The organism is Novosphingobium sp. MD-1 (genome assembly GCF_001014975.1).
Lineage (GTDB): Bacteria > Pseudomonadota > Alphaproteobacteria > Sphingomonadales > Sphingomonadaceae > Novosphingobium.
Window position 1 is genome coordinate 692,891 of the sequence record NZ_BBXA01000013.1, and the last position, 18,459, is coordinate 711,349.

The following is an 18,459-nucleotide window of genomic DNA, read 5'->3' on the forward strand; positions in this document are numbered from 1 at the left end:
TTATGGACTTCGATATATCCCCCCGGCAACGCGAATGGCGCGAACGGGTCAAGGCCTTCATGGCGGCGCACGTCCTTCCGGCGCAGGATCGCTACAAGGCCGAACTTGCGGACGGGAGCACGCGCTGGAAAGTGCTGCCGGTTATCGAGGAACTGAAGGCGCAGGCGCGCGCCGAAGGGTTGTGGAACCTGTTCCTGCCGCCCAACCCGGCGCATGATACCGATCTTTACCACGGTGCTGGGCTGTCCAATCTCGATTATGCCCTGTGCGCCGAGGAAATGGGCAGGGTGCCGTGGGCATCGGAAGTGTTCAACTGTTCCGCGCCCGATACGGGCAACATGGAACTGCTGCATCGCTATGGTACGGCCGAACAGAAATCGCGGTGGCTCGGCCCCCTGATGGCGGGTGAAATGCGCTCCGCCTTCGCGATGACGGAACCCGATGTCGCCAGCTCCGATGCGACCAACATCGCCACGCGGATCACGCGGGACGGAGACGATTACGTCATCAACGGGCGGAAGTGGTGGATTTCCGGCGCGGGCGATCCGCGTTGCAAGGTGCTGATCGTGCTGGGCCTCAGCACGCCGGATGCCCCCCGGCACCAGCAGCACAGCCAGATACTGGTACCGGTCGACGCCCCCGGTTTGACCATCGGACGCGCACTGCCGGTCTTCGGCTATGACGATGCGCCGCACGGCCATTGCGAGATCGCCTTCGACAACGTCCGCGTGCCGGCCACCAACATGATCCTGGGGGAAGGCCGCGGGTTCGAGATAGCGCAAGGGCGCCTAGGCCCCGGACGCATCCATCACTGCATGCGCGCGATCGGCCTTGCCGAGATGGCGCTGGACCACATGGTTCCCCGGCTGCTGTCGCGCACGGCTTTCGGCAAGCCCATTGCCGACCAGTCGGTATGGGAGCAGCGCGTCGCCGCCGCGCGTACCCAGATCGAGATGACGCGGCTGCTGTGCCTGAAGGCGGCGGACATGATGGACAAGGTAGGCAACAAGGCCGCCCAACGCGAAATCGCCATGATCAAGGTGGCCGGGCCGGACCTTGCGGTCACAGTGCTGGACGACGCCATTCAGGCCTATGGCGGAGGCGGCGTCTCGGAGGATTTCCCGCTGGCTTCGGCCTACGCGCTCGCGCGGACGCTGCGTCTCGCCGACGGGCCGGACGAGGTCCATAACCGCGCGATCGCCCGGCTGGAGTACAAGCGCTTCCGCGCCTGAACCGGCGCGACCGGTCCGCTGCCTACTGCGCTTGCGCCCCGGATGCGGTTTTCCCAGTCTTGCTTGCTGCGGCTTTGCTCGCCGCGACCATGGCGTCCCAGGCGCTCCATTCGATCGCGCGGCCGGGATAGGCCACTTTCGCGAAAGGCCATTTGGCCTGCACCCAGCCAATGACCCACGTGTAGAGCTCGGCGTCGAAGCCCGCGTCATATTCGGCCTTGGTCACCCACAACCTGACCACGGCATCGTAGCCCGGAACGGTGCTGGGATAGACATAGACACAGCCACGCTCCCGCGTGCCGTCCGGCGTCAGCACGGAATAGGCGAAGGACTTTCGGGCTTGGAACCGGGCTTGCTCGGTTTCCATGTCCTGCACGGCGTCGGCGGCGGAGATGCCTTCGCGGGGCCAGCTGGTGCTGCGCGAAAAGGTCTTCTGCAAATGCTCGATGGAGGCCATGTAGGCATCGTAATCGATCTTCGCCAAGGCGGGGGCGAGCGGCACGATCGTGAAATCCGGTCCTTCCACGTGGGTCGGAACGTTGAAGTCGGCCGGTACAAAGGGCGGTGCCGGCACGGCAACGGTCGCGGACGACGGCGCCGTCCCTTGAGCGCATGCGGGAGCCGCCGCCATGGCAAGCATCGCCAACGCCAAACCTGCAGCGGCGGCTTTCACAATCATGCTGTTACCCTTCTGGACCGAACGCGCCACGCAAACTGCCGGTCCTCGCACGAACCGCAGCAACCCGTGGGCTAGGGCGGCGGGCGATGGCGGACAATACGCCATTTGCGCGGTCGTTTCCCATTCTCTCGAACCGCTCCTGAACCACCGGGTTGGCGAAGTGGAAAAGGACTGGCATCAGTCCCCGTGGCGGCCATTCAGACGCTTGAACGAACGAGGCAGAAGCAATGACCAACCGCGGCACGATCACCCTTATCGCCCTGCTGCTGACCGGCGCCGGCGCGGGCGCCGCGCTTGCCGGACAGACCTCGCCCGGATCGTCCGGCGCAACCCCTTTGCCCTTGGCGATGACCGCGCCGGGCGCAGGAGGTTACCTGGCGCCGGGTGCGGGCATCGACAGCGTGGCGCTCGTTCCTCCCGCGCCGGGGGCCGGTTCCGCCACGGAAGCGCGGGACCATGCCGCCGCCGACCGCGCGCTGGTCTTGCAGGGCAAGGCGCGTTTCGCGCTGGCGGCGAGCGATGCCGATCTCTGGTCGCCCAAGGCCACCGGTACCTTTTCCTGCACTGCCGGCCTTGCCATCACGCCGACTGACACGCCCGCGCTCAACCGGCTGATGCGCCGCGCCATGATCGATTTCGGCATGGCGACCAGCGGCGCCAAGGATAAGTACAAGCGCCCCCGCCCGTTCATGGAGAACGGCAAGCCGACCTGCACGCCGTCGCAGGAAGCCGGCCTGCGCACCAACGGGTCCTATCCTTCCGGCCACAGCGCTATCGGCTATGGCTGGGGGCTGCTGCTGGCGGAACTGATCCCCGATCGCGCGACGCAGTTGGTCGCGCGCGGCCGCACCTTTGGCGAGAGCCGCCGGATCTGCAACGTCCATTGGGAACGCGATATCGAGGAAGGCCGCGTCGTCGCCTCGGCCGTCTTTGCGCGGATGCAGCTGGAACCGGGCTTCCAGGCCGATCTGGCGGCCGCCCGGGCCGAACTGGCGAGCCAGCCGCACAAGGCGCCGGATCGCGATTGCGCCGCCGAAGCAGCAGCGCTGGCGGAGGACAGCGCCGGGTAGGAAGGTTCCTGCGGTCCCGCTTTCAGGCGAAGACTTCCGCGCGTATCCAGTCCACCGAACCGGCCGGATCGGCGAGCCGCGCCGCGCCCAGCACGCCGTTCCAGTATCCTTCGGAGCCGTCCGCCAGGCGCCATTCGTGCAGCCGCCGGGTCAGCAACTGGAGGTCGAATTCCTCGCTGATCCCGATCGCGCCGTGGACGGCATGGGCGGTGCCGGCGAGCCGCGCCGCGACGGACGAGGCGGTCGATTTGGCGACCGCCGCTGCGGCCAGCGAAACATCGAGCCCCTGCGCGCAGCCCAGTTGCGCGGCGATGCGGGCGGCGACGGCGTTTTCCGCCATGACCGCAAGGTTCTGCTGCAGGGCCTGCTGGCGACCGATGGGCTTGCCGAACTGCACCCGTTCGTTGGCATGGCGCGTGGTCACTTCCAGCAGGCGATGCGCGGCGCCGGCGATCAGAGTTGCGCGCACGATCGCTGCGAGCGCCCGCAGCCCGGCCGGGGGACGGGTAATGTCCCGCCCCACTGGCGTACCTTCCCAGCCGATCCGCGCGGCCAGCGCGTGATGAACGCCCGTCGGCGTCACTGCCAGCGCATCGGCCGAAGCCAGCACGAGACGGTCGCCCAAATCGATCAGGACGTGCGCAGCGACAAGACCGCACGGTACGATCTGCCCCGGCACGCCGGCCGTGGCGAGCGCGATCGGGCCATCGCGCGAGGCTACACCAGCCCGGGCCAGCAAGGCGCGCGCCACCATGGTTTCGGCCACGGGCAACGGCACGGCATGGGCGCCGATGGCTTCGATCAGCGGCGCGATCCCGGCCAGCGACAGGCCGGCTCCCCCCGCCTCTTCGGGCACCAGCGCATCGAGAAAGCCCGATTGCGCCAGTTCGCTCAACATCGCCGAGGCATCGCCGCCCGCTTCCACGGCGCGCACCGCCGCGGGCGCGGAGATCGCGGCCAGCATCCGGTCGAAGGGTTCGAGCAGTGCGTGTGCGTCCATCGGCTCTCTCCCCGTCCCTTACCGCAGGCCCATGCCGCGCGCGATGATCCCGCGCAGAATCTCGCGCGTGCCGCCGCGCAGCGAAAAGCTGGGCGCGATGTGCGTGACATAGAGCAGCGTGCGGTAGAGCTCGTCGCTTACCGGCTCGTCGGGATGCGCGGCCAGATCGTCACCGATCGCCACGGGCAGGTCCTGTTCGAATGTCGTGCCCCGGTCCTTGACGATGCTCGCCTCCACCACCGGACTCTCCCCCAGCGCGAGGCGGGCGGTGCAGGCGATCGACATGGCGCGCAGCGTGGCGATTTCGGCCATGAACCGGCCGGTCAGCACACCGGCGTCGCCGCGGCCCACGGCTTGCACATGCCGTATCCAGGCATCGAGCAGCACCACCGAGGAATAGATGCGCTCCGGCCCCGATCGCTCGAACGCGAGTTCGGCCGTGACCTGCTTCCAGCCCTCGCCCTCCCGGCCGATCAGCGCGTCGGCGGAAAGCTCGACATTGTCGAAGAACACTTCGGCGAAATGCGCGTCGCCGGTGAGATCGACGATCGGCCGCACCGAGACGCCCGGCGCCTTGAGGTCGATGATCAACTGCGAAAGCCCCGCGTGCCGGTCTTCCGGCGTGCCCGATGTGCGCACCAGCGCGATCATGTAGTCCGAATGCATCGCATTCGTGGTCCAGATTTTCTGGCCGTTGACGCGCCAGCCCTTGTCCGTGCGCTCGGCGCGGGTTCGCACGCTGGCAAGATCGGACCCGGAACCGGGCTCGCTCATGCCGATGCAGAACAGCGCCTCGCCCCGGCAGATGCGGGGGATGTAGGACCGGCGCTGCTCGTCCGTGCCATAACCAAGGATCAGTGGGGCACTCTGGCGGTCGGCGATCCAGTGCGCGGCGACCGGCGCACCGGCGCTCAGCAACTCTTCCACCACCACGAACCGGGCAAATGGCCCACGTTCCTGCCCGCCGTAAGCCTTGGGCAGCGTCAACCCCAGAAAGCCCGCCTGCCCGAGCGCGCGGCTGAACGCGGCATCGAAGCCCTGCCACGACCGCGCCCGCCGATCCGCCGGCAATCCCGCGACATGACTGGCAATGAATGCCCGGATTTGCGGGCGCAGAGCCTCGTCCTCGGGCGGCAGCGCGGCCAGCGTCAGCGTGTCGAACACCGTATGACATCCTCGAACAGAACCGGCCGCATGATCATTCATGCGGTCCGCTGGCCGGGTTTAACCGATCAGTTAAAGCGACGCAATGCAGGCTCCATCGCGCCTCAACCGGCACCAGGACGAGGTGGCAGGCGGGTTACGCCTCCACCTGCAACCGATAGCCAACACCGGGTTCGTTGCGCAGCAAGGTCGGCTGTGACGGGTCCTGCTCCAGCTTGCGCCGGATCGCACGCGCCGCCACGCGCAGGTACTCCACATCATGCTCGTGGCCGGCGCCCCACACCGTGCGTAGCAGGTGCGCGTGCGTCACCACCCGCCCGGGCGATTTCGCCAGCTCCGCCACGAAGCCGTATTCCTTGGGCGTCAGGCGCACATCCTCGCCGCCCCGGCTCACCCGGCGCGCCGCCAGATCGATCTCCACGTCGCCGTGGCGCAGCACCGGCGCGCCGGTGGCACTCGCCAGCCGGTGCCGCAACGCCGCGCGGATGCGGGCCAGCACTTCCTCGCTGTCGAAGGGCTTTGCCACGAAATCGTCCGCGCCCAGATCGAGCGCCGCCACTTTCTCATCCGTGGCATCGCGCGCGGACACGACGATCACCGCCGCGCCGGCGGCCTTGATGATCGGGATCAGCTCCAGCCCGTCGCGATCGCGCAAGCCAAGATCGAGCAGCACCAGTTCGGGCTTGTCGATCTGCACCGCCGCCAGCGTCTCGCGCCCGGACCCGGCTTCCACCACGCGATAGGCGGCGCGGGCCAGGCTGGCATGGAGCAACCGCCGGATGGCCGGCTCGTCATCGACCACGAGTATCGTCACGGCACTGTTCATTCGGCACTGCTCATTCTGGAGGCAATTCCTTCAACTGGCCGGGCGGGAAGCGGATCGCGAACGACGCGCCGCGCCCGTCCGCGCGATCGGACGCGGAAACGCCCAGCCCCATCGCTTCGGCAAAACCCTTGACGATCGCAAGCCCCAGCCCGGTCCCGCCCTTGCGGTCCGACCCCTCGATCCGCGCGAACGTCTCGAAAATCCGTTGCGCCTGCCCCTCGGGAATGCCCGGCCCTTCGTCTTCGACGAACAGCGTCAGCCCTTGCCTATCGCCGTGGGCGCGCAGGGTGATGCCGGTGCCGGGATCGCCATATTTCGCCGCGTTCTCGATCAGGTTGATCAGGCAATGGTGGAACAGTTGCGGATCGACCAGCACGAACGGCAGATCGGCCGCGATCGCGACGTTCACCGGATGGCCGTGCAGCGCCGTGCCCAGATCGTGCAATGCGCTGGCGACCGCTTCGGCCAGATCGACCGGTTCGATCTTGCGGTGCAGCGCCCCCGCCTCGATCCGCACCATGTCCAGCAGGTTGGCGACAAAGCGGTGGAGCCGCTCCGCTTCGGCGCGCGTTTCGGCGAGCTGGTCCTCCTGTTCGGGCGACATCGCCCGGATCTCCGCGAGCGAGCCCAGTATCGTGGTCAGCGGTGTGCGCAGATCATGGCTGACGGACGAGAGCAAGGCATGGCGCAGCCGGTCACGTTCGCGGACGTGAGCGAGGTCCGCCATCTCCTCGGCCAGCGCGATCCGCTCCAGCGCCAGCCCGGCCTGATCCAGCAGGCTCAGCAGGAACGGCAGCTGGTCCGCGCGCACCGGCGCGCCGGCATCGGGGCGCGACAGCCCGAACACCGCCAGCACCCGGCCGGTGGTGCCGATCGGGTAGAACAGCCATTCCGATGCGGTGAGCGTGTCCGATCCCTGCCCGGCCGGCTTGTTGTTGTCGAAGGCCCAGCGAGCGGCGGCATCATCGAGCATCGCCAGCCTGCCCCCCGGCGGCGCGGACGCTCGCACCGCAAGGCCCGCCGTCTCCGGCATCAGCAGCACCGTGTTGCCGTGGAGGCGCTGCCCGATCTCGCCACACAAGACTTGCGCGAGTTCGTCGGTGGAACCGATGCCGGTAAGCCGACGGGCGAAGCCCGCCAGCGACCGGTTCTGCGCCGCGCTCGCCTGCGCCAGCAAGGCCTGCGCCCGCACGCGCGCGGCAAGCTGGCTGCCGACAATGGCCACGCCCAGCAGCACCAGCACGGTGATGATGTTCTGCGGGTCCTGAATGGTGAAAGTGTTGAGCGGCGGAATGAAGAAGAAGTTGTAGGCGAGCGAGCAGGCGAGGCTGGTGACAATGCCGGTGCGCAGGCCATAGCGCGTCGCTGCCAGCATCACGGGCAGCAGGAAAAGCAGCCCGATGTTGGTGATGCTGCCCTGCGCGAAGATCATCCGCCCCAGCACGGTGATCGCCGCGCCCAGGCCGAGCGAGACGGCGTAACCGTGCCATGAGCCCCAGCCCTCGCCCAGCCGGGGCAGACGCACCGTTCGCGCCGTGCCGGCTTCGGTCAGCGGCAGGACATGCACGGCCAGGCCGGGCGCATCGCGCACCAGCCGGTCGACGATCGAACCGTGGCGCAGTTCGAACCAGCGCGATCGCCGGGATTTGCCGACGATCAGCTGCGTCGCGCGCGCCTCGCCCGCGAACTGCCGCAAGCCGGCCAGCGCGCTTTCGGCGGGCACGGTTTCGATCTGGGCGCCGAGTTGCGAGGCAAGGCGCATGGCTTCGGCCAGCCGCGCGCTTTCCGCCGGGGTAAAGGCGGCGTCGCGCGGGGTTTCGACATGAACCGCCGTCCACGGCGCGCGCAGCGCATCGGCCAGCCGCTTGGCCGCGCGCACCAGTTCCGTCGCGCCCGCCTGTTCGCTGATGGCCACGACCAGCCGGTCATTGACCGCGAACGTGCCGCCCACCGCGTTGGCGCGCACGTAATCCAGCATCTGCGCGTCGACCGCCTGCGCCGCGCGGCGCAAGGCCAGTTCGCGCAGCGCCGAAAGGTTGGACTTGGAGAAGAAGTGCCCCAGCGCGCGCGAGGCTTCGTCTGGCACATAGACCTTGCCTTCGCGCAGGCGTTCGATCAGCTCGTCCGGCGGGATATCGACGATCTCGATCTCCGCGTTCTCGATCACCCGGTCCGGCAGCGTTTCCCGCACGCGGACCTTGGTGAACGAGGCGACAAGATCGTTCAGGCTTTCAAGGTGCTGGATGTTGAGCGTGGAATAGACGTCGATCCCCGCCGCCAGCAGTTCCTCGACATCCTGATAGCGCTTGTCGTGGCGGCTGCCCGGCGCGTTGGTGTGGGCCAGTTCGTCGACCAGCACCAGTTGCGGCCGGCGCGCGAGAATGGCGTCGATGTCCATCTCCGCCAGGGTGTGCCCCTGATAGGCGATGGGCTTGCGCGGCATGATCTCGAAGCCATCGACCTTGGCCTCGGTTTCGCGGCGGCCGTGGGTCTCGACCACGCCGACCACGACATCGACGCCCGCGTCCCGCCGCGCCGCGCCATCGCTGAGCATCTCGTAGGTCTTGCCCACGCCCGGCGCCGCCCCAAGGAATACCTTGAGACGGCCCTTGGCCTCGCGCGTGGCCGCCCGCAGCAGGGCATCGGGATCAGGCCTGGCGTCGTTCATGGCCTCCCGTGTGCGCCCGCAGTAGCCGCGCTGTCGAGAGCAAGATTGAGTTCCAGCACGTTCACGCGCGGCTCGCCCAGAAAGCCCAGCATCCGTCCTTCCACATGACCCGCCACCAGCGCGCGCACCGCCGGGTCGCTCATCCCCCTCGCCCGCGCGATGCGGCTAACCTGGAAATAGGCCGCCTCGGGGCTGATATGGGGATCGAGCCCCGAGGCGGAAGTTGTCACCAGGTCAGGCGGAACGATGACGCCCGGTGAGGTTGCGAGAGCGCGCGTATCGGCTTTCACCCGGTCGGCCAGCGCCTGGCTGGTCGGACCGAGGTTGGAACCGGCGGAGGCGGTGGCGTCGTAGCCCTTGCCGGCGGCCGACGGGCGCGGGTGGAAATAGCCGTCGCTGGCAAAGCCCTGCCCGATCAGGCTGGACCCTACCGAATGGCCATCGCGATCGATCAGGCTGCCGTTGGCCTGGCGGGGGAACAGCACTTGCGCCACGCCCGTCAGCGCCAGCGGATAGGCCAGCCCCAGCAGCAGCGCGAACAATACCGTGAGCACCAGCGCGGGGCGCAGCGCGGCCAGAAGATCCTTGGTCATGTCGAAAATCCTCAGACGAGATGGAGGCCGGCGACCGCGAGGTCGATCGCCTTGATGCCGATGAACGGCGCGACCAAGCCGCCAAGGCCATAGACCGCGAGATTGCGGGCCAGCAGCGGCCCCGCGCCCATCGGCCGATAGGTCACGCCGCGCAGCGCGAGCGGCACCAGCGCCGGAATGATCAGCGCGTTGAAGATGATCGCCGAAAGGATCGCGCTTTCCGGGGATGCCAGCTTCATCACGTTGAGCACGCCCAGCCCCGGATAGAGCACCACGAACATCGCCGGGATGATCGCGAAATACTTGGCGACGTCGTTCGCCACCGAGAAGGTGGTGAGCGCCCCGCGCGTCATCAGCAGCTGCTTGCCGAGGCCGACGATCTCGATCAGCTTGGTGGGATCGCTGTCCAGATCGACCATGTTGCCCGCCTCGCGCGCCGCCTGCGTGCCGGTGTTCATGGCAACGCCGACGTCGGCCTGGGCCAGCGCGGGCGCATCGTTGGTGCCATCGCCGCACATCGCCACCAGCTTGCCGCCCTGCTGTTCCGTGCGGATCAGCGCGAGCTTGTCCTCGGGCGTCGCTTCGGCGAGGAAATCGTCGACCCCGGATTCGGCGGCGATGGCGGCGGCGGTCAGCGGGTTGTCGCCGGTGATCATCACCGTGCGGATGCCCATGCGGCGCAGTTCCGCGAACCGTTCGCGCACGCCCGCCTTGATCACGTCCTTCAGCGCGATCACGCCCAGCAGCTGGCCATCCCGCGCCACCGCGAGCGGCGTCTGGCCCGACCGGGCGATCTCTTCGGAGATGCGCCGCAGCTGTGGCGCGTGGTTGCCCGAAGCCGCTTCGGGATTGGCGCGCAGGATCGCGTCCACCGCGCCCTTCTGCACCAGCCCGGCATCGGTCTTCACACCCGAAATCCGGGTCTGGGCGGTAAAGGGAATGATCTCCGCGCCTTCGGGCAGGGCATCGATGGCCACGCCGAAGGTCTCGCGCGCGAGGACGACGATGGAGCGGCCTTCCGGCGTCTCGTCGGCCAGGCTCGCCAGCATGGCGGCCTGCGCCAGCGTGCCGGCGGCGATGCCGTCGAGCGGGCGGAAGGCACAGGCCTGCCGGTCGCCGATGGTAATCGTGCCGGTCTTGTCGAGCAGGAGCACGTCCACATCGCCCGCCGCTTCCACCGCACGGCCCGACTTGGCCAGCACGTTGAAGCGCACCAGCCGGTCCATTCCGGCAATGCCGATCGCCGAAAGCAGCGCGGCGATGGTGGTGGGGATCAGCGTGATCAGCAGCGCGGCCAGCACGGCGACGGGAATGTGCCCGCCGGCATAGCGGGCGAAGGCCGGCACCGTCGCCACCGCGATCAGGAAGATGATGGTCAGGCCCACCAGCAGGATCGTGAGGGCAATCTCGTTGGGGGTCTTCTGTCGTTCCGCGCCTTCGACCAGCGCGATCATCCGGTCGAGGAAGCCCTGCCCGGGCTCCTGCGTCACCCGCACGCGGATCGAATCCGAAATGACGCGCGTGCCGGCGGTGACGGCGGACCGGTCGCCGCCGGCCTCGCGGATCACGGGCGCGCTTTCGCCGGTGATCGCGGCTTCGTTGACGGAGGCGACACCGGCGATCACTTCCCCGTCGGCCGGGATCAGATCGCCGGTCTCGACCAGCACTTCATCCCCCCGCCGCAGTTGCGAGGCGGGCACGACCTGGCCGTTGGGCAGCCGGGCGGCCAGTTCGCTCTTGGTCGCGCGCAGCGACGCCGCCTGGGCGCGGCCGCGCCCTTCGGCCAGCGCTTCGGCAAAGGTGCCGAACAGCACGGTCAGCCACAGCCAGACGATCAACTGCGCCTGGAAACCAAGCGGCAACGGCTCGCCGCCCAGTGCCAGCAGCAGCGTGAGCAGCAGGGCCACCACCGCCGTGGTGAACAGCACGGGGTTCTTCACCAGCGCGGCGGGATGGAGCTTGCGGAAGGCGTCGCCGATCGCGGGAACGGTCAGCTTGGCCGAGAACATGGATGCGGGAACGCTCTGGGGCGTAGTCATGATGGCAAACCTCTCAGAACAGCTGGCCCGAGATCATCGCGAGATGATCCGCGATGGGGCCGAGCGCGAGGCTGGGAAGGAAGGTGAGACCGCCGACGATCAGGATGATGCCCACCAGCAGGCCGATCCACAGCGGCCCGGTCGTGGGGAACGACCCGGCGGTTTCGGGCGTGTACTTCTTGGCCGCAAGGCTGCCGGCGATGGCCAGCGCCGGCACGATCATGAAGAACCGGCCGATCCACATCGCCACCGACAGCAGCCCGTTGTAGAACGGCGTGCCGGCGGTCAGCCCGGCGAAGGCCGAGCCGTTGTTGCCGGTGCCCGACGAATAGGCATAGAGAATCTCGGTGAACCCATGCGGCCCCTTGTTGAGCGGCCCCGCCAGCCCCGCCGGCAGCACCGCGCTGATCGCGGTGAAGCCCAGGATGCACAGCGGCAGCACGGCGATGGCCAGCACCGCCAGCTTCACCTCTTTCGCCTCGATCTTCTTGCCCACGTATTCCGGCGTGCGGCCGACCATCAAGCCGGCGATGAACACCGCCAGCAGGGCGAACAGCAGGAAGCCATAGATGCCCGCGCCAACGCCGCCGACCACGATCTCGCCCAGCTGCATGTTGAACAGCGGGATCATGCCGCCCAGCGCGGTAAAGCTGTCATGCATGGCATTGACCGCGCCGCACGAAGCGGCCGTGGTGACCACCGAGAACAGCGCGCTGGCGGCGATCCCGAAGCGCACTTCCTTGCCCTCCATGTTGCCGCCGGCCACGCCAAGGTGGTGCAGCACCGGGTTGCCCGCCGCTTCCTGCCAATAGGTGATGCCGGCGCCCGCCAGGAACAGGATCATCATCGCGGCCAGGATTGCCCAGCCCTGGCGCACGTTGCCCACCGCCTTGCCGAAGCAATACGTCAGACCCGCACCGATTGCGAAGATCGACAGCATCTGCACCAGATTGGTCAGCGCGGTGGGGTTTTCGAACGGATGGGCGCTGTTGGCGTTGAAGAAGCCGCCGCCGTTGGTGCCCAGCATCTTGATCGCTTCCTGGCTGGCGACCGGCCCCAGCACCAGCGTCTGCTTCACACCTTCCAGCGTGGTCACGTCGATGCTCGACGCCAGCGTCTGCGGCACGCCGCTGGCCACCAGAAACAGCGCATAGACGAGGCAGGCGGGCAGCAGCAGATAGAGCGTCACGCGCGTGCAATCGGCCCAGAAGTTGCCGATCGTGCCGCTTTGGCGCCGGGCGAAGCCCCGGAACAGCGCGAAAGCGATGGCGATGCCGGTCGCCGCCGACAGGAAATTGTGAATGGTCAGCGCCAGCATCTGGCTGAGATTGCTCATCGTGCTTTCGCCGGCGTACCATTGCCAGTTGGTGTTGGTGACGAAGGCGATGGCGGTGTTCATCGCGCCATCGCCGCCAACGGCGCCCAGCGCGCGCGGGTTGAGCGGCAGCACCGCCTGAAACCGCAGCAGTGCATAGGTGAACACGGTGAGCACCAGCTGGAACAGCAGCATGTGCAGCGCATAGGCGCGCCAGGTCTGCTCGCTCTCGGGCCGGACGCCGGCCAGGCGGTAGAAGCCCCATTCCACCGGGCCAAGCACGCGATGGAGCGGCGTCGTCCGCCCTTCATAGAGGGCGAACAGGAACGCACCGACCGGCCTCGCCAGCGCGACGGTCAATGCCGTGAACAGCAGGATCAGGGTCCAGCCTTCGATGGTCATGGATAGCTCCGTTCAGAAGCGTTCGGGCCGCAGGAGCACGGCGAGAAGATAGACGAGCAGGCCGCCGGCGGTGATGCCGGCCAGCAGAAGCGGAAGGGTCATGGCGAAATCCTCAGGCCTTTTCGCAAAGGCGGACAAAGGCGAGCGTAAGCAGGAAAAGGCCGCCCAGCAGGGCAAGCCATTCAAGGTCCGGCATCGGACGGTCCTTTCAGTACCAGAGGCTGCGCGAGGGGATGGGAACGTAGCGGAACAGGCCCGGCCCCTCGATGACGAAGGCGAGCCCGCTGGTCAGCAGCAGGAAGACCATGGCGCACAGCGCCAGTTCGCCGGGGGTCGTCTGGTGCACCGGCGGCGTGGTAATGATCCGGTGCGCCCACACCGAGGCCCGGTGCGCGCCGCCGAGCAGCAGGACGCCAAGCGACCGCATGACGAGTTCGGCGGCCCACCAGCGTTCGCCCCGGCGCAGGCGATCGAAAGCACGTGACATGGAAAAGCTCCCGCAATGCAAATGCGGTGCTTCCACTGCGCCTTTCGGGCGTTAAGATTCCACGGGGAAATCAGGCCGCGCCGTAAAGATTCCATAAAACACGGGGCCGCACGCGGCCGTCCCGAAGGTGATGCCCTAACGCTTCCAATGCCGCGCAATCGCGGCCTTCTCCGCATCCGCATCAAGCGCCGGTCCGCTCGCCATGTCCTGCATGGCCGCCATCAGGCGCGGATCGGCGCTGCCGGCCTGGCGATAGACACCTTCTTCCCCGGCGGCTCCCCCGAACGCCTTTTCCAGCCGCCAGCCGCGCGCATCGCGGCAGGCGATCCCGGAACCGGCCTGCCCGCTGTAGCCACGGCACAAATCGCCCCTGGCATCGGCAAAACTCAGCATCACGCGCACCGGCGCGCCCGCCGTCTGGCCTCCGGAAAGCTGCGTATCAAGCGCCGCCGCCAGCTGCCCGTCCGCATAGCCGGGGACGCCGTTCGCCGCCGGCCGGTTGAGCACGACGGCCAGCGCCAGCGAGGCCGCCAGCGCCGCCCCGGCGCCCCAGGCCCAGCGCGATCGCGTGCCGCCGCGCGCGGACGCAGCGCGTGCCCTGCGCGCGGCATCGAGCGAAAGGACTTCGGCTTCCGGCTGTGCCCGCACCGCGCGCGTCAGCGCCTCGGGCAGCGGCGCATCGAGAATCGGGGCAAAATGGGCGGAAAGCCGCGCTTTCAAGGCGCGGTGCGCGTCCACCTGCCGGGCGAGCGCGGGATCCTGCGCCAGCGCCTGCTCCACGCGATCGCGCTCCGCGCCTTCGAGTTCGCCATCGGCATAGGCGGCGATCATTTCGGGGGTGATGGTCATGCCGCTTCTCCCAGCAGGGCGAGCAGGGCATCGCGCCCACGGACCAGCCGCGAATTGAGCGTGCCGACCGGGCAGCCGACGATGTCCGCCGCTTCCTTGTAGGACCAGCCTTCGACCATCACCAGCAGCACGGCCTCGCGCTGATCGTCGGGTAGGCGGGCCATCGCGCGATCGACGTCGGTCAGCATCGCGCGCGCTTCCTGCCCGCCGTCCGCGCCGACGGCCGCGCCGGCTTCCTCATCCACGAAGGTCTGTCCGCGGCGATTGGCCGCGCGCGTCTCGTCGATCCAAAGGTTGCGCATGATCCTGTACATCCAGCTGTCCATCCGTGTCCCCGCCTGCCACTGATCGCGGCTGCGCAAGGCGCGTTCCACCGTCATCTGGCAAAGATCGTCGGCCCGCGCCGGATCGCGCGCCAGCCCGGCCGCGAACCGGCGCAACCGGGGCAGCAGGGCCAGCATTTCGGATTCGAAGCGGTCTGACAGCGTTTTTGCCTTTCCGATGGATAAAACGGACGACACCGGTCGTTTCATCCATAATGAAATCCGAAAGATCGGGAAACGCGGATGCGAAGTCGGATATGGATACTCCTGTCGGTCGCCATGGCCTCCCCGGCGCTGGCGCAGATCGGCCCCATCGGCCAGCAATTGCCTGGCGTGGCCCAGCCCGTCGAGCGCGTGCTGGGCGGGACGCTGGAATCGGTCGATCGCACGCTTGGCACGGGCGTTGATGCCACGACGCGGACGGTGCGCAGCGCCGCCGCGCTGGCGCAGGCGCGGATCGACCGGCTCGGCGATCTCGTCCGCCGCAACCCGGCGGCGATCGAGCGCGATGCCGACGGCAATCCCGCGCGCAAGGGCGAATTGCTGCTGGTTGCCCCGGATCAGGCGACGCTCAATGCCGCGCGGCAGCTCGGCTTTTCGATTCTGGCGGAAGAGCGCCTCGATATGCTTGACCTGTCCGTCACCCGCCTCTCGGTGCCGCGCGGCATGACGCTTGCGCAGGCGCAAGCGCGGCTGCGCAAGGCCGCTCCCGAAGCGACCGTGGCCGCCGACACGCTGAACTTCCCGTCCGGATCGACCGCACCGGCGCGCGGGCGCGAAGACAAGGCGTCCTCGGTCCAGCTCCCCCCGGTCGCCACGCCGGTCGGCGTGATCGATGGCGCGCCGGGGCCAGCCATCCCCGTGGAAGCCGTCCGCGGCTTCGCCCCGGGCGCGCCGGCACCGGGCGATCATGGCAGCGCGGTGGTCTCGCTGTTGCGCCGCGCCGGGGTGCAGCGCGTGCTGGTGGCCGATGTCTATGGCTCCGGGCCTGCCGGCGGCAACGCGCTGGCAATCGCGCAAGGGATCGACTGGCTGATGGGGCGCGGCGTGCGGGTGATCTCGATCAGTCTGGTCGGCCCTGCCAACGGCCTGCTGGCGCGGACCATGGGCGCGGCGCAACGGCGGGGCGCGGTAATCGTCGCGGCGGTGGGCAACGATGGCCCGGCCGCGCCGCCGGCCTATCCCGCCTCCTATCCCGGCGTTCTGGCCGTCACCGGCGTCGATGGCCGCAACCGCGCGCTGATCGAGGCGGGCCGCGCCCTGCATCTCGACTATGCCGCGCCCGGAGCCGACATGCGTGCGATGAACGCCGCCGGACGGCTGGTGCCGGTGCGCGGCACGTCGTTCGCGACGCCACTGGTCGCCGCGCGGGCCGCCAACGCCATGGATGCGCGCGCCGCCCTGCCCGCCGCGCTCGACCGGGAAGCGATCGATCTGGGCGCGCGCGGGCCGGATGCCGTGTTCGGCCGAGGGCTGATTTGCACAATTTGTAGATAGATCATGTATTTGTAAAAATGTTTGGGCGCGCATGGATTAAACCGAACGCATCCTTCGTTCTCAGGGCAAGGGGATGGATCAGGGTCCATCACCACCAAACGAAAGGATGGATACCATGCGTAAGCTCATCACGATTTCGGTTCTCGCCTTTGCCGTCTCGACCATGCCGGCCCACGCTCAGTTGCTGGGTGGCGGCCTTGGCGGCGGATCGCTCGGCGGCATGGTCGGCGGCACGCTGGGCGGTACGCTCGGCGGCGGCATGAACGGCGACCTGCCGATCGGCTCGACCATGGACCGCGTCGGCTCGGCGACGTCCGGCGCGGCCAGCGCCGCCGGCTCGACCACGGGCAGCACCCGCGTCAACCGCCACAACGGGCAGGTCCACGCCGACCGCAGCGCCAGCGGCAGCGCGACCGGCGCCGTCACCCAGAACCTTGCCAGCCCGGCTGGCGCCCTCACCGGCGCGGTTTCCGGCAGCGGGTCGGCCAGCGGGTCGGCCAACGCCGATGCCCAGCTGATCGGCACCGACCAGATCGCCTCGACCTCGCGCTCTGTTGCGGGAACGGCGCGCAACACCGCGAGCGCGACCGCCGGCAAGGCCCGCACGACGGCCCAAGGCGCTGCGATGACCGCGCGTGATACCGCTGCGAGCACGGCCACGCGAACCCGCGAGGTGGCCGGCAAGGCGGCCCAGCGTGCCAACGGCACCGCAAGCGCCGTCGCCGAAAAGGCCGCCAGCACGTCCGTGACCGGCGCGGTGAACGGTTCGGTCAGCGGCAACGGTTCGGCGACCGCCGGCAACTAACCTCCGGGGGCACTCTCGAAGGGCCTGGCCACTCCTCACGGGGCGGCCAGGCCCCCACTTTGTTCAAGGCTGGCGCACGGTGCGGACCCGCAAGGTAGCGACGGCCGCGAGCAGCAACATTAGCCCGGCCAGCGACAGCACGTTGCGCGGATCGGATCCCAGCACGGGGCCGTAGAGCAGCGGCATCGTCACCGTCTGAATCAGCATCGGCACGACGATGAACATGTTGAAGATGCCCATGTAGATGCCCGTCCGTTCCGCCGGGATGCTGTTGGCCAGCAAGACATAGGGGCTGCCCATCAGGCTGGCCCAGGCGATGCCGATGCCGATCATGGGAAGATAGCTCCAAGCCTCGTTGCCCATGTGCGGCAAGGCCAGCATGGCCACCCCGCCGAGCGCGATGCTGACCGCGTGCACCGGCTTCACGCCCAGACGCCGGATCAGCGGCACCAGCGCGAAGGCGGCCAGAAAGGCGAGGAAGTTGTAGAACCCGCCCAGACGCCCGTTGACGAGCGTGGCATCGCGCAGCGCCGCCGCCGAATCCGAACCGTGGAGCGACCGCGCCAGCGACAGCGTGACGTACTGCCAGTAGCAGAACATGCCATACCACTGGAACAGCATGGCCACGCCGAATTGCCGCATCGGCGCCGGCATTTCGCGCACCGCATCGACGAAATCGCGCCAGGCGGTTCCCGCCGACAACGGCTGAGAGCGCAGCGCCGCCGCCTCCTCTTCCGGCAAGGGCAGCTCCGGCACGCGCCAGACCGACCACACGATCGTCGACAGCGAGAGCACCGCGCCGATAATGAAGGCCACGCGCGTCACCTGCGGAATGCCGTTCGCGTCGACCGCGTCCGCGCTCATCCCGGCCCATACGAACAGCGACGGCGCCAGGTAGGACAGCGTCTGGGCAAGCCCGGTGAACGCGCTCTGCGTCAGGAAGCCCAGTGGCCGTTCGGCCGTGTCCAGCCGGTCGCTGACATAGGCACGATAAGGCTCCATCGTGATATTGTTGGCGGCATCGAGCACCCACAGCAGCGACGCGGCGACCCACAAGGCGGGGCTGAACGGCATGGCGAGCAAGGCCAGGCTGCACAGCACCGCCCCGATCAGGAAATAGGGCGTGCGGCGGCCGATTCGCGTGGAGGTGCGATCGCTGAGCGCGCCGATCAGGGGTTGGACGAGCAGACCCGTCATCGGGCCGGCCAGCCACAGCACGGGCATGATCGTCGCGTCCGCGCCCAGATAAGTGTAGATCGGCGCCATATTGCTCTGCTGCAGTCCGAAGCTGAACTGTAGCCCCAGAAAACCCAGATTCATCTGCACGATGCCAGGAAAACCAAGGCGTGGCCGGGTGCCCTTCATATTCCCTCTCCTAACCGGGTTTGGCGCTGTTTGCTTGCATCGCTTGCCCTGCAACCTGAGTAGCAAAAATGCAAAGGTTTGCAAATTATTCTTGCAAACGTTTGCAATCGGTCGTAGCGAACCCTTGCAGATGTCGAGTCACTCG

General features: G+C 68.3%; 17 protein-coding genes. 4 read left to right on the top strand and 13 right to left on the bottom strand.

Features of this window, described 5'->3' with window-relative positions:
• The first annotated feature begins 2 nt into the window (after positions 1 to 2).
• Positions 3 to 1,232, top strand: a complete 1,230-nt coding sequence (locus NMD1_RS03505) for an acyl-CoA dehydrogenase family protein (RefSeq protein WP_125953658.1) — start codon at positions 3 to 5, stop codon at positions 1,230 to 1,232.
• A gap of 22 nt (positions 1,233 to 1,254) precedes the next feature.
• Here the strand turns inward: NMD1_RS03505 and NMD1_RS03510 are convergent, their stop codons facing one another.
• A complete protein-coding gene (locus tag NMD1_RS03510) occupies positions 1,255 to 1,911 on the bottom strand; it encodes a twin-arginine translocation pathway signal protein (protein ID WP_125953659.1) in 657 nt (218 codons plus the stop codon).
• Positions 1,912 to 2,138: 227 nt separating this feature from the next.
• Here NMD1_RS03510 and NMD1_RS03515 point away from each other — a divergent pair, with 227 nt between their 5' ends.
• Positions 2,139 to 2,981, top strand: coding sequence for a phosphatase PAP2 family protein (locus tag NMD1_RS03515; RefSeq protein WP_125953660.1), 843 nt, complete (start codon positions 2,139 to 2,141; stop codon positions 2,979 to 2,981).
• A 22-nt stretch (positions 2,982 to 3,003) separates the two neighbouring features.
• On the opposite strand, the gene NMD1_RS03520 is transcribed toward NMD1_RS03515, so the two are convergent.
• From NMD1_RS03520 to NMD1_RS03570, 11 genes are all read right to left on the bottom strand, one after another.
• Positions 3,004 to 3,981 (bottom strand): acyl-CoA dehydrogenase family protein, encoded by a 978-nt coding sequence (locus NMD1_RS03520; protein WP_125953661.1) that lies wholly within the window; start codon positions 3,979 to 3,981, stop codon positions 3,004 to 3,006.
• A gap of 18 nt (positions 3,982 to 3,999) precedes the next feature.
• The gene (locus NMD1_RS03525) at positions 4,000 to 5,145 is read right to left on the bottom strand and encodes an acyl-CoA dehydrogenase family protein (protein ID WP_233497326.1); all 1,146 of its coding nucleotides are present in this window, start codon (positions 5,143 to 5,145) and stop codon (positions 4,000 to 4,002) included.
• Between the two features lie 136 nt (positions 5,146 to 5,281).
• A complete protein-coding gene (locus NMD1_RS03530) occupies positions 5,282 to 5,971 on the bottom strand; it encodes a response regulator (protein WP_125953663.1) in 690 nt (229 codons plus the stop codon).
• 10 nt (positions 5,972 to 5,981) lie between these two features.
• The gene (locus tag NMD1_RS03535) at positions 5,982 to 8,639 is read right to left on the bottom strand and encodes a sensor histidine kinase KdpD (RefSeq protein ID WP_125953664.1); all 2,658 of its coding nucleotides are present in this window, start codon (positions 8,637 to 8,639) and stop codon (positions 5,982 to 5,984) included.
• Positions 8,636 to 9,232 (bottom strand): potassium-transporting ATPase subunit KdpC, encoded by a 597-nt coding sequence (gene kdpC / locus NMD1_RS03540; protein ID WP_125953665.1) that lies wholly within the window; start codon positions 9,230 to 9,232, stop codon positions 8,636 to 8,638. Before kdpC ends, NMD1_RS03535 begins: the two co-directional genes overlap by 4 nt.
• A gap of 11 nt (positions 9,233 to 9,243) precedes the next feature.
• The gene (gene kdpB / locus NMD1_RS03545) at positions 9,244 to 11,241 is read right to left on the bottom strand and encodes a potassium-transporting ATPase subunit KdpB (protein WP_125953801.1); all 1,998 of its coding nucleotides are present in this window, start codon (positions 11,239 to 11,241) and stop codon (positions 9,244 to 9,246) included.
• A 43-nt stretch (positions 11,242 to 11,284) separates the two neighbouring features.
• Positions 11,285 to 12,988, bottom strand: coding sequence for a potassium-transporting ATPase subunit KdpA (gene kdpA, locus NMD1_RS03550; protein WP_125953666.1), 1,704 nt, complete (start codon positions 12,986 to 12,988; stop codon positions 11,285 to 11,287).
• Between the two features lie 12 nt (positions 12,989 to 13,000).
• Positions 13,001 to 13,090 carry a K(+)-transporting ATPase subunit F gene (gene kdpF / locus NMD1_RS03555; protein ID WP_125953667.1) on the bottom strand — a complete coding sequence of 30 codons (90 nt, stop codon included), beginning with the start codon at positions 13,088 to 13,090 and terminating at the stop codon, positions 13,001 to 13,003.
• A 106-nt stretch (positions 13,091 to 13,196) separates the two neighbouring features.
• On the bottom strand, positions 13,197 to 13,475 hold the full coding sequence (locus NMD1_RS03560; RefSeq protein WP_125953668.1) for a hypothetical protein: 279 nt from the start codon (positions 13,473 to 13,475) through the stop codon (positions 13,197 to 13,199).
• A gap of 135 nt (positions 13,476 to 13,610) precedes the next feature.
• Entirely contained in the window at positions 13,611 to 14,324 is a 714-nt protein-coding gene (locus NMD1_RS03565; RefSeq protein WP_125953669.1) for an anti-sigma factor, read from the bottom strand.
• Positions 14,321 to 14,857, bottom strand: coding sequence for an RNA polymerase sigma factor (locus tag NMD1_RS03570; protein ID WP_125953670.1), 537 nt, complete (start codon positions 14,855 to 14,857; stop codon positions 14,321 to 14,323). The genes NMD1_RS03565 and NMD1_RS03570 overlap by 4 nt, the downstream gene beginning before the upstream one ends.
• 33 nt (positions 14,858 to 14,890) lie before the next feature.
• Between NMD1_RS03570 and NMD1_RS03575 the strand changes: the two genes are divergently transcribed.
• Positions 14,891 to 16,144: a S8 family serine peptidase gene (locus NMD1_RS03575; RefSeq protein ID WP_125953671.1), complete on the top strand. Its 1,254-nt coding sequence runs from the start codon at positions 14,891 to 14,893 to the stop codon at positions 16,142 to 16,144.
• Positions 16,145 to 16,259: 115 nt separating this feature from the next.
• Complete coding sequence (locus NMD1_RS03580; protein WP_125953672.1) at positions 16,260 to 16,949, top strand: hypothetical protein; 690 nt, start codon at positions 16,260 to 16,262, stop codon at positions 16,947 to 16,949.
• A gap of 63 nt (positions 16,950 to 17,012) precedes the next feature.
• Here the strand turns inward: NMD1_RS03580 and NMD1_RS03585 are convergent, their stop codons facing one another.
• A complete protein-coding gene (locus tag NMD1_RS03585) occupies positions 17,013 to 18,314 on the bottom strand; it encodes an MFS transporter (protein WP_233497327.1) in 1,302 nt (433 codons plus the stop codon).
• Positions 18,315 to 18,459: the final 145 nt, after the last annotated feature.

Excerpts from the sequence above, each read along its gene's own strand:
- NMD1_RS03505 (WP_125953658.1), top strand. The coding sequence starts at position 3 with ATGGACTTCGATATATCCCCCCGGCAACGCGAATGGCGCGAACGGGTC.
- NMD1_RS03510 (WP_125953659.1), bottom strand. The coding sequence starts at position 1,911 with ATGATTGTGAAAGCCGCCGCTGCAGGTTTGGCGTTGGCGATGCTTGCC.
- NMD1_RS03515 (WP_125953660.1), top strand. The coding sequence starts at position 2,139 with ATGACCAACCGCGGCACGATCACCCTTATCGCCCTGCTGCTGACCGGC.
- NMD1_RS03520 (WP_125953661.1), bottom strand. The coding sequence starts at position 3,981 with ATGGACGCACACGCACTGCTCGAACCCTTCGACCGGATGCTGGCCGCG.
- NMD1_RS03530 (WP_125953663.1), bottom strand. The coding sequence starts at position 5,971 with ATGAACAGTGCCGTGACGATACTCGTGGTCGATGACGAGCCGGCCATC.
- NMD1_RS03535 (WP_125953664.1), bottom strand. The coding sequence starts at position 8,639 with ATGAACGACGCCAGGCCTGATCCCGATGCCCTGCTGCGGGCGGCCACG.
- kdpC (WP_125953665.1), bottom strand. The coding sequence starts at position 9,232 with ATGACCAAGGATCTTCTGGCCGCGCTGCGCCCCGCGCTGGTGCTCACG.
- kdpB (WP_125953801.1), bottom strand. The coding sequence starts at position 11,241 with ATGTTCTCGGCCAAGCTGACCGTTCCCGCGATCGGCGACGCCTTCCGC.
- kdpA (WP_125953666.1), bottom strand. The coding sequence starts at position 12,988 with ATGACCATCGAAGGCTGGACCCTGATCCTGCTGTTCACGGCATTGACC.
- kdpF (WP_125953667.1), bottom strand. The coding sequence starts at position 13,090 with ATGACCCTTCCGCTTCTGCTGGCCGGCATCACCGCCGGCGGCCTGCTC.
- NMD1_RS03560 (WP_125953668.1), bottom strand. The coding sequence starts at position 13,475 with ATGTCACGTGCTTTCGATCGCCTGCGCCGGGGCGAACGCTGGTGGGCC.
- NMD1_RS03565 (WP_125953669.1), bottom strand. The coding sequence starts at position 14,324 with ATGACCATCACCCCCGAAATGATCGCCGCCTATGCCGATGGCGAACTC.
- NMD1_RS03570 (WP_125953670.1), bottom strand. The coding sequence starts at position 14,857 with ATGAAACGACCGGTGTCGTCCGTTTTATCCATCGGAAAGGCAAAAACG.
- NMD1_RS03575 (WP_125953671.1), top strand. The coding sequence starts at position 14,891 with ATGCGAAGTCGGATATGGATACTCCTGTCGGTCGCCATGGCCTCCCCG.
- NMD1_RS03580 (WP_125953672.1), top strand. The coding sequence starts at position 16,260 with ATGCGTAAGCTCATCACGATTTCGGTTCTCGCCTTTGCCGTCTCGACC.
- NMD1_RS03585 (WP_233497327.1), bottom strand. The coding sequence starts at position 18,314 with ATGAAGGGCACCCGGCCACGCCTTGGTTTTCCTGGCATCGTGCAGATG.